This window comes from Cupriavidus sp. 01T418 (assembly GCF_056398885.1).
On the sequence record NZ_JBFTQG010000008.1, the window covers coordinates 212,128 to 222,339 of the forward strand.

Genomic DNA, 10,212 nt, shown 5'->3' on the forward strand with positions numbered 1-10,212 from the left:
GACGAATCGACGGAATGATTTAAGCAGATGCCTTGCGTTCCTGTTTGCTGCCGCGCGCCGCAGGCTCAGGGCGCGCGTCCGAACCGTTCGCGCAAGTCGCGCTTGAGCACCTTGCCGATCGCGTTGCGCGGCAGTTCGTCCGTCAGTACCAGCGCGGCAAGCCGCTGCATTTTTTCCAGCCGGCCGTTGACCTCGTCGAGCAGTCCGGCCGCCTCGGCCGTGGCGCCGGGCCGCAGCACCACGAAGGCCACCGGCGTTTCGCCCCAGCGCTCCGACGGCACCCCGACCACGGCCGCATCGGCGATGTCCGCATGGCCCAGCAGCACCGCTTCGATATCGCTCGGATAGATGTTGAAGCCGCCGGAGATGATCATGTCCTTCTTGCGGTCCATCAGGATCAGGAAGCCATCGGCATCGAAATAGCCGACGTCGCCGGTGCGGATGAAACGCTTGCCGGTAGCATCGAACCACTCGGCCTCGGCCGTCTTCTCCGGATGGTTATGGTAGGCGGACATCATCGCGGGGGAGTGCCCGACGATCTCGCCCGGCGTACCCGGCGGCGCATCCGCCGGCAACTCCCGGCCGTCGTCGTCCAACAGCCGCATGTCGGTATCCGCGGACGGACGCCCGACCGTATGCAGCTTGTCCGGATGCTCGTGGGCGCGCAGTTCGCAGCGGCCACCGCCCTCGGTCATGCCGTAGTACTCGATCAGCGCACCCGGCCAGCGGGCCAGCACCTCGGCCTTCAGCGCGGCGGCAAAGGGCGCGCTGGTGCAGAACTTGTAGCGGAACGACGACAAGTCGGTACGGGCGAAGTCCGGGTGCGCCAGGATGCGCTGGTACTGCACCGGCACCAGCATGGTGTGGGTGACGCGATGCCGGGCCGCCAGTTCGAGATACTGGCCGGCATCGAACTTGCGCATCAGCACCACGGTGCCGCCCAGCGACAAGGTGGGGAACAGGCTGACCAGCGTGGTGTTGGAGTACAGCGGGGTCGATAGCAGTGTCACGCTGTCCGGCCCGTAGCCGCCCTGGGTGCCCCGCTGCACGTGTGAAGAGCGCATGCCGAAAGGCTGGATGATGCCCTTGGGCACGCCGGTGGTGCCGGACGAGTAGATCAGGTTGAAAGCCCAGTCGGGCTGCACGTCGACCGGCGCCGGCCGGGCGTTCCCGGGGGCCAGCCATTTGGTGAAGGCCAGTCCCGCGTCGCTGTCGTCCAGCGCTATGCAGGGAATACCCAGTTCGGCTTCCAGTCCGTGCAGGGCATCGCGCGTGCTGGCATCGATAAACAGCCGGCGCGCTCCCGAATCCTGCACCATGCCGCGCAGCGTCTGCGGGTTCAGCGCCGGGGACAACGGCGCCACCGCCACGCCGGCACGCAGGCTGCCGAGGAAGGCGGCGACGTATTCGATCGAGGTGGCCGCGCAGATCGCCACGGCCCCCCGCGCCGGCACGCCATCGCGCTGCAGCGCGGCAGCCACCCGGTCGGCGAGCTGGTTGAGGGTGGCGAAGTCGACGCTGTGCTGGTCCAGCACCACGGCAGGGTGCTGCGGCCGTAACGCGGCTTGTGCGTCGACCAGGGCGGGCAGGGAGGTGAAGTCGGTGCTGGTCGGTGACATAGGCATAGAGGGATGGGGCTGCCGTTGCGGCTCTCGGGGTGTGCTTGCTTGTCTCGTGGCTGGCCTGTGCCGGCGCAATGGCCGGCAGGCGATGGCTTGCCGGCCGCGTCTCTCGCACCTGTTGCGCCCGCTGCTGGCAGAGAGTGTCGCGCTTTGTGCCGGCTTCGGCAATTTGGCTTTTTGGAAGAGGGGCTTGCCGGAAATCTCTGTTGCGGTGCACAACGGAGCAAACGCCTCAAAATGCCGAAGCTACGGGTCGCCCCTTGCGATACAGGATGATGGTGGCCAGCAACCCGCACGCAGCGGCAAAGGACATCCAGTAACCCGGCGCGGCCTTGTCGCCCGTGACCTCGATCAGGTAGGTCGAAATCGCCGGCGTAAAGCCGCCGAACACGGCGGTGGCGAGGCTGTAGGCCAGCGAGAAGCCGGCCACGCGCACCTCGAAGGGCATCACCTCGGTCAGGGCCACCACCATGGCACCGTTGTACATGCCGAACAGGAAGGACAGCCACAGCAGCACCAGCAGCATGCGCTCGAAGCTGGGCGCGCTGGCCAGCCACGCTAGCGCGGGATAAGCGGTGACCAGCGCGATCAAGGTAATCGCCAGCAGGATAGGGCGGCGGCCGATGCGGTCGGACAGCGCGCCGCCGATGGGCAGCCAGAAAAAGTTGGAGATGCCCACGCACAGCGTCACCGCCAGGCTGTCGGCGGTGCTGAGCTTGAGCACCGTCTTGCCGAAGGTCGGGGTGTAGACGGTGATCAGGTAAAAGGTGGTCGTAGTCATCGCCACCAGCAGCATGCCGGCCAGCACCGTGCGCCAGTTGCGCAGCATCGAATCGAATACCTCGCGCGTGCTCGGATGGTGCCGGCGGGCGCTGAATTCCTCGGTTTCCTGCAGCGAACGGCGCAGCACGAAGAGGAAAGGCACGATCAGGCAGCCGATAAAGAACGGAATGCGCCAGCCCCACTCGCCGAGCGCCTCCCTGGTCATCCAGTGGTTCAGCGCAAAGCCGAGCCCGGCTGCCACGACGATGGCGATCTGCTGGCTGGCCGACTGCCAGGCGGTATAGAAGCCCTTGTGGCCCGGTGTCGCCATTTCCGCCAGGTAGACCGAGACGCCGCCCAGCTCGGCGCCCGCCGAGAAGCCCTGCAGCAGGCGGCCGATCAGCACCAGCAGCGGCGCCATCAGGCCGATGGTGGCATAGCCCGGCACAAGGGCGATCAGAATGGTGCCGCACGCCATGAGCGACAACGTCACGATCAGTCCTTTGCGGCGCCCCACCTTGTCGATATAGGCCCCAAGGATGATGGCGCCGAGCGGGCGCATCAGGAAACCCGCGCCAAACACGGCGAAGGTCAGCATCAGCGAGGCGAATTCGCTGTTCGACGGAAAGAATGCGTGGGCGATATAGGTGGCGTAGAAACCGAACAGGAAGAAGTCGAACTGTTCAAGGAAGTTGCCGCTGGTGACGCGCAGTACGGCGCCTGCCTTCGAGGAATCGGGTGCGGCAGTGCCTGCCATTTGCGCTTGCATCGCCAGTCTCCTTCGGGCATGCCGTACCGGCTATCCGTATCCCCGGGGGCGGAGGCCGGCCAGCCGGCCGGGGCCGCGCTTGTGCTGGTCAATATATGCGCTGCAAGCGCCCATTGCCAGTCCGGCATGTGCGAGAGCTGCCGCTTCGGCAAGGCCTGGCCGCGGACTCAGGCGCCGCGAAACACCGCCGGACGCTTCTCGACGAAAGCGCGGCTGTCCCCCGCGCATCGTGCGACGCCGCGGCGACCATGAACTGCATTGCTTCCACCGCCAGGCCTTCGTCGATTGGCAGCATGTCCTAGGGTAATCCCCAGTATGCCGTATCATTTCACCCTGGCGCGGCTGCATCGCCGGGGCCTTTTGCCGTCCGCGCCAACGGGCGCGCATCGCCCGTCGCACTTTTTTCCCTATTCAAGGACAAAGTCGAGTGATGCACCAGCAGCACGCTGAACGCCACCGGCTACCTTTGGGTGCTGATTAAATCATTTTTATAGCGGGGACCATGGTTCAATGGTCTCTGAGACATCCGGGCCCTTTGTCGGAGCGCCCGGATTGCCAGGTATTGCAGGAGTTGCTTTTGTCGATAAACGGAACCCGGCGCAGGACCGAGGTTGACCTGATTCGCGGTATCGCGCTGATTTTCATCGTGGTGGACCATGTGAACGGCAGCGTGCTGGCCGACTACACCATCCGCAATTTCGCGCTCTTCGACGCGGCGGAGATCTTTGTCTTCCTGGCCGGTTATTCGGCAGGGGCGGCCTACGTTGCCATGGAGGCGCGGCACGGCGCCGGCGCCGCGCAGAACCGCCTGATCCGCCGTAGCTGGGAGATCTACAAGGCGTTCGTGCTGACAGGCGTGTTGATGCTGGTGTTCGGCCTGTTGCTGGCGCTGGCCAGGGTGCCGGCGCCGGTGATCCACTCCACGGAGGCGCCGATCTTCATGGCGCATCCGCTCGGCACGCTGATCGAGGTGTTCAGTGTCGCCCGGCAGCCTTTTGTCTCCGACGTGCTGCCGATGTACGCCGTGTTCATCCTGTTCGCTTCGCTGGCGATACGCATGGCGCGGGCGCTGCCGCTGATGTTTATCGGGGCCAGCGCGTTGCTGTGGCTGATGGCGCCGATGCTCACGCCGCTGCTGCCTAGCAGCGATGGCAACGGCTGGAGCTTCAACCCCTTTGCCTGGCAACTGCTGTTCGGCCTGGGCCTGATGACGCGCCTGCGGCCGGACGTGATCCTGCCGCGCCAGGCGCTGGTGCGCTGGGTCGTCACGGTGCTCGCGGTGGCGGTGACCCTGGCAGGTGTGTTGCTGGCCTACCTGTGGATGCGTCCGCATGTGTACGAGCCGTGGCTGCCAGCATGGGTGCCGACCATGGTCTTCCCGCTGCCCAAGAAAAGCCTGGCGGCGCTGCGTATCGTGAGCTTTCTCGGGCTGGCCTGGCTGTGCTACCTCGCGGTGCGCGCGGGCTGGGTGGCGCGGCTGGCGTCACTGATGGGGCCGGTGGTGCAGATCGGCCGCCACAGCCTGTTTTGCTTCGTCTTTGGCGCCGTGCTGTCGGTGGTGATCGAAGGCTTTACCTATGGCATTGCCGGCGGCCGGCCCTCGCGGCCCATTGCGCTGGGTGGCGACATCGTGGCGGTGGCGCTGCTGCTGGCGATCGGCGGCTGGTATGGGCGGCGCAAGGAGGAGAGGAAGGAAGTGAGGGCGGAAGCGAGGAAGGAAGTGAGGAGGGCGGTCGCTTAGGCAGCCGTCGCTCAGGCCGCCTTCTGCCGCAACGCAAATGCACGCTGCGCCGCCGGCCGCGTCACGCAGCGCTGGTGCCACTCGCCCAGGCTGGCAAAGCCCGCGGCATCCAGATCGGCCAGCCGGTGCAGCACCGACGCCACGTTCAGGTCCGCCACCGTGAAAACATCGCCCAACAGGTAGGGCTGGCGCGCGCAATGCGCGTCCAGCACGGCCAGCGGCTTGCGCAATGCAGCCAGCGCACCGCCGGCCAGCGCTGGATTGCGCTCGGCGGCCGGCAGCAGCCGGGTATGCTGGGCCCATTGCGTGGTGAGCGGCTCCATCATGGTGGCGGCCCACAAGGTCCATTGCAGAATGTGCGCGTCCTGCGACTGCGTGCCGTTCCACAGGCCCCGCGCCGCGTGCTTGCGGGCCAGGTACAGCGTGATGGCGAGCGACTCGTAGACGATGTGGCCCTCGTCGTCGATGGCGGGCACCGTGCCGTTGGGATTGATCGCCAGGTAGGCGGGTGCCTTGACCTCGGCCGAGGCGTAATGCAGCGGGATGTTCTCGTAGGGCAGGCCGAGTTCTTCCGCCGCCCAGATGGGACGGATGGCGCGCGAGGCGGGAATGCCGTAGATCTTCAGGGTCACCGGTGAGGCTCCAGCGGGTTGGGAGGATGAAAGGGGATCATTCCGGACGAGGTTTTACTCGCCCAGCGCAATGCCGTCCTTGCGTTTGTCCGAGGCGCCGAGCAGCGTGCCGGACGCATCGCGCATGACGATCTGTGCGCCGCCGAAATCGCTGCGCCCGCCGAGTTCGCCCAGGCCGGCGGGGTCGGCAAAGCCAGCATCGCGCAGGACCCTGACGATCTCCGGCGGCATGCCGGCCTCGATGGCAAGGGCGGTATCGGATTCAAGCCGCCAGCGCGGCGCGTCCAGTGCGGCCTGCAGCGGTTGCTGCCAGGCGGCCAGCCTGACCAGCAACTGCAGCTGGCCTTGCGGCTGCATCAACCCGCCCACCACGCCGAAGCCAGCATGGAAGCGGCCATCGCGCAGCGCCGCGCCGGGCACCACGGTGTGATACGGACGTTTGTTGGGAGCCGGACTGTTGATATGGCCGGGGCCGGCAAAGCCGAAGCCGCGGTTCTGCAGCACGAAGCCGCAACCGGGCACGGCAATGCCCGAACCGAAGCGCTTGAAGATGCTGGTCATCAACGTGACCGCCAGACCGTCGCGGTCCACCACTACGGTGCAGACGGTATTGCCGGCCGGGTCCGCCACGGTCTCCCTGGCGTACTGCATGGCGCGGCCCATGGCCTGCACCGTGCGCAGCACGGCTGCGGGATCGTCCTGCGCCAACAGGGCAGGATCGAGTTCACCCAGTTCGTCCAGCGCGTGCAGGATGGCGATGCCGTGCGTATTGGGCGGGCATTCGAGGATGGTCAGGCCGCGAAAACCGGTGGAGACAGGCGTGCAGAAATCGCCCCGATGGGTCGCGAAGTCGGCGGCAGCCAGAGCGCCGCCGGCATTGCGGCTGGCCGTTTCAGCGGCCTGGGCCGGCTTGCCGAGGTAGTAGGCATCGGCGCCTTCGGCGGCGATGGCGGCCAGCGTGGCGGCCAGTTCCGGGTTGCTGAATATCTCCCCGGCTGCCGGCGGGCGGCCAGCGCGATACAGCGCCGCGCAGACCGGGTCTTGATGCAGCACGCGGTCGAACAAGGCCCATTCCCGCGCCGCCACCGGCGCTACCGCGAAGCCGTCGCGCGCCAGCGCAATGGCGGGTGCGAATAGCCGTTTCCATTCCAGCCGGCCGTAGCGGCGGTGCAGGTCTTCCCAGCCGCGCACCAAGCCGGGCGTGGTCAGCGACAGCGCATGGCGCTCGGGGATGCGCTGCCTGGGCAGGCCGGCCAGCGCGTCCATTGGGAAGGCGGCGGGCGCGCGCCCCGTGCCGTTGTAGCTGACGGCATGGCCATCGGGCTCGACGATCATGGCCAGCAGGTCGCCACCGATGCCGGTGGCCATCGGTTCCACCACGCCGAGGATGGCATCGGCCGCGAGCGCCGCATCGATAGCGCTGCCGCCTTCGCGCAGCACTTGCAGCGCGGCCTCGGCGGCGAGCGGGTGGCCGGTGGCGACCATGCAGTGCGCGGCGCGCACGCCTTCGCCGCCAGCGATGGCGGCCGTGGCGGCAAGGCTGGCGGAAGCTGTGGATGTCATGCGTAGCGCTCCAGGAGAATCAAATCAATTGGGTATGACGCCGTGCCGAGCGTGAGCGGTCTCTCAGCGCCACAGCACCACGGCGCACAGCGTCGATACGGCCAGGCCCGCCAGCACCGGCATCAGCAGGGCCCGCACCGCATCGAGCACCGGCACGCGCGCGAAACCGGTGATAGCCACCAGCGAGGACCACGCAATCAACGTGCCGCCACCGGTCCAGACCGCGCCCATCTGGCCCACCGCGCACAGCGTGGCGGCGTCGATGCCGACGGTCGGGCCCAGCGCGCCGGCCAGCGTGCCGGTCAGCGGCAGGCCGGCAAAGCCGGAGCCGTCGATGCCGGTGATCATGCCCACCAGCAGCACGCCGAACGCCACCATGACGTGGTTGTTGGGGATCCATTGCCCGGCGCCCTGGATCAGCTCGAACAGCAGGCTGGGCGCATGGCCCGAGCCAATCTGCAGGATGGCGCCGGCGGTGTCGCCCGCGCCGATAAAGAAGAAGCCCGCGATCGGCAGCACGGAGCCCATCGCCTTGAAGGCAAAGACAAAACCGTCGGTGATGTGCTCGGCGCTGGCATCCAGCATCTTGCGCGGCCCCTCGGCCGCCAGCGTGCACAGGATCATCAGCAGCGCGGCCATGCCGCCCACCATGGCGGCTGCCTCGCCGCCCTTGAGCTCGGCCACGCCCAGGCCAAGCTTGGGCACCACCATCAGCGCGATCACGGCGGCGAAGGCTACCGGCGTCAGCACGGCGAAGACCTTCGACCACTTGATCTGGCGCAGATCCACCATCGAGAGGCTGCGTGCGATATTGGCATCGGTGCCGAGCGGTTCGTCGTGCGCGGTGCCGCGCGCCAGTTCGGCTTTGTCGAAGCTGCCGGCGGCTTCGACATTCGCCAGGCGCGCGTCGGGTGCGCGGCCTTGCCAGCGTTCCAGGTGGTCGGCATGGGCGGGACGGATCTGCGCGCGGATGGAGAAGTAAGCCATCGTGAGCGCGATGCCGCCGGTGATCAGCGACAGCACCAGCGCGCGGTCCGCCACCATGGCGGCGCTGACCGCGGCCCCGGCTGCCTTGGCGCTGATGCCCGGCGCCACCCCGATCACATAGTCGGATGACAGCGCGGTGCCCTGGCCCGCGATAGCGATGGCCATGGCGCCCGCCAGCGGCGGCAGCCCGGCGGCGATCGCCGCCGGCAGCAGGATGGCGGATACCAGCGGGATCGCCGGCGTGGGCCAGAAGAACAGCGAGATGGTGTAGGTGATGGCGGCCAGCATGAAGTAGGCGGCATGGCCGTTCTTCATCACCGCGCGGAAGGGCTCCACCATGCGCACGTCCGAGCGCAGCGATTTGAGCGCGTTGAGCAGCGCTGTCATCAGCGCGATCACCAGGAAGATATTGAACAGCTCGCGCGCGGCCACCAGGCTGGCGTTGAAAATGCTGGCCAGGGCGCTGACCGGGCTATGGGTCCAGGCCAGCGTGACGAGGAAGGTCGCGACGATGGCGGGCACGACGACGTTGGCGCGGAACACCATCGTCAGCACGATGGCGAGAACGCCGGCGAGGTAGACCCAGTGGGCCGCGCCGAGGGCGATGTGTGATTCCATTTTGGGGGCTTGTCTCCTGTGCCGGCGTGGCTGGGTAGGGGCTGCCGGTCTGTGCCGACGCATCGTAGCTGGCTTGGCACCGGCGCGGCAACCCTTGGCGGGGCCGCGTGGCGTGCAAGTGCGCTGCGGGTCCCGTTCAGGGATGCCGGGCGCGCGCTGCGTCACTGCGGTCGCCGGGCGCCGTGGCTTGCCTGGAGTTATCCGGCAACCGTCCCGACAGCCCTGGCCGGGCTCACCTGGACTTCCCAGGACACGCTGATATCGCCGTTGACGAAGGTCTGGCAGGCCATGCGGTAGCCCTCGCCAAACTGCGCCTCCGTCAGGTGCTTGCGCTCCTTCGGCTTGACGGCGTCGGTGAACTCCAGCCCGCGTTCGATCTTGCACTTGCAGGTGCCGCACAGGCCGCCGCCGCACTTGAAGGGGATGCCGCCTTTCTCGCGCAGGGACACGCGCAGCAGGTTGCTGTTCTCGGGGGCGCTGACGACCTTGCCGTCGTTGCTGACAAAGGTGATTTCAATCATGAAGACAATCCGATTGCATGAGGGGCTGCCCGGCGTCGTGCCGGTCATACAAGGTTGATACGCGCGTTATTCGCGCTTCACCAGCGAGATGTCCATGCTGCCGAATGTGGCGAGGCGCTGGAGTTCTTCGCGGGCATCCTGCAGCGTGTCGAATTTCTCGAGGAATTTCGAGGGTACGTAGTTGATGGTCGGCGCCTGCGCGGCATCCGGGTCCGCGTCGAGGCAGAATTCCTCGACCACCTTCACCTTGACCGGGTACGCCATTTCGGCGATGACGAAGTGGGCGGTCTTGCGGCCATAGAAGAGATAGTCGTAAGCCTCGACGGCGACCAGCCCCTCGACCAGTTCGGTCCTGAATTGCCCTGGCTTGCTGCTGAGTATCACGTACATGACTGCGCTGCTCGGAGGTTGCTGGTTACTGAGGGCTGGCCGGGACGCCGATTTGCGCGACGTTGGCCGCGGCGCTTTCCGGCGGCAGTTCATCCTGCATCAGCTCGATGTCGTGCTCCAGCCAGATCTGGCAGGTCAGGCGATAGCCCTGTTCCAGCCGTTCGCCCAGTTGCTTCTTTTCCTTCCAGTTCGGCGGCGGCAGGTGTTCGCCGCCGGCGATCACACGGCAGGCGCACTTGGAGCACTTGCCCATGCCGCACTCATAGCGCAGGTTCGGGTAGGGAAACTGCTTGATCCCTGCGCGCACCACCAGGTTGGTACTGGGTTTGACCTCATCCTCGAAGGTCTGGCCGTTCTTGTGAAATACGACTTTCGGCATACAACGTTTCCGCAAGCGGTCTGTGGGGCGGCCGGGGCGATGCGCCCGGCCGCGTGTTATTGCGCGCTCTGGCGGCCGTCTCAGGCGGCCATGTCCAGTTCGGGCAGGGGAATTTCCTGCGCGACGTAGTCGTGGTAGAGCGCGGTGGTGTAGAGCAGGCGCATCTGGGCGCCGATTTCGCAGATCTTCAGGCAGCGCTGCTGCAGCTCGACGGTGTTGGCGTGCTCC

Annotated in this window: 9 protein-coding genes and 1 pseudogene; 1 reads left to right on the forward strand and 9 read right to left on the reverse strand. The window is 66.9% G+C overall.

Annotated features, from left to right (window positions below; translation table 11 throughout):
• Positions 1-65: 65 nt before the first annotated feature.
• Positions 66-1,619 (reverse strand): class I adenylate-forming enzyme family protein, encoded by a 1,554-nt coding sequence (locus AC1DQ3_RS12265; protein WP_477120475.1) that lies wholly within the window; start codon positions 1,617-1,619, stop codon positions 66-68.
• Between the two features lie 235 nt (positions 1,620-1,854).
• The gene (gene tcuC / locus AC1DQ3_RS12270) at positions 1,855-3,153 is read right to left on the reverse strand and encodes a tricarballylate/proton symporter TcuC (RefSeq protein ID WP_477120460.1); all 1,299 of its coding nucleotides are present in this window, start codon (positions 3,151-3,153) and stop codon (positions 1,855-1,857) included.
• Between the two features lie 577 nt (positions 3,154-3,730).
• On the opposite strand from tcuC, the gene AC1DQ3_RS12275 reads away from it, so the two are divergent.
• Positions 3,731-4,894: an OpgC domain-containing protein gene (locus tag AC1DQ3_RS12275; protein ID WP_477120461.1), complete on the forward strand. Its 1,164-nt coding sequence runs from the start codon at positions 3,731-3,733 to the stop codon at positions 4,892-4,894.
• Positions 4,895-4,905: 11 nt separating this feature from the next.
• On the opposite strand, the gene AC1DQ3_RS12280 is transcribed toward AC1DQ3_RS12275, so the two are convergent.
• The 7 genes and pseudogenes from AC1DQ3_RS12280 to AC1DQ3_RS12310 form a co-directional block, all read right to left on the reverse strand.
• Positions 4,906-5,526 (reverse strand): glutathione S-transferase family protein, encoded by a 621-nt coding sequence (locus AC1DQ3_RS12280; RefSeq protein WP_477120462.1) that lies wholly within the window; start codon positions 5,524-5,526, stop codon positions 4,906-4,908.
• Positions 5,527-5,580: 54 nt separating this feature from the next.
• On the reverse strand, positions 5,581-7,089 hold the full coding sequence (locus AC1DQ3_RS12285; protein WP_477120463.1) for a gamma-glutamyltransferase family protein: 1,509 nt from the start codon (positions 7,087-7,089) through the stop codon (positions 5,581-5,583).
• Positions 7,090-7,152: 63 nt separating this feature from the next.
• Positions 7,153-8,694 carry a hypothetical protein gene (locus tag AC1DQ3_RS12290; protein ID WP_477120464.1) on the reverse strand — a complete coding sequence of 514 codons (1,542 nt, stop codon included), beginning with the start codon at positions 8,692-8,694 and terminating at the stop codon, positions 7,153-7,155.
• 197 nt (positions 8,695-8,891) lie between these two features.
• Complete coding sequence (locus AC1DQ3_RS12295; protein WP_477120465.1) at positions 8,892-9,215, reverse strand: 2Fe-2S iron-sulfur cluster-binding protein; 324 nt, start codon at positions 9,213-9,215, stop codon at positions 8,892-8,894.
• A 66-nt stretch (positions 9,216-9,281) separates the two neighbouring features.
• The gene (locus AC1DQ3_RS12300; RefSeq protein ID WP_477120466.1) at positions 9,282-9,605 is read right to left on the reverse strand and encodes a ferredoxin; all 324 of its coding nucleotides are present in this window, start codon (positions 9,603-9,605) and stop codon (positions 9,282-9,284) included.
• A 25-nt stretch (positions 9,606-9,630) separates the two neighbouring features.
• Positions 9,631-9,984 (reverse strand): 2Fe-2S iron-sulfur cluster-binding protein, encoded by a 354-nt coding sequence (locus AC1DQ3_RS12305; protein WP_477120467.1) that lies wholly within the window; start codon positions 9,982-9,984, stop codon positions 9,631-9,633.
• An 80-nt stretch (positions 9,985-10,064) separates the two neighbouring features.
• Positions 10,065-10,212, reverse strand: a pseudogene (locus AC1DQ3_RS12310) (TenA family transcriptional regulator); the annotation flags it as partial.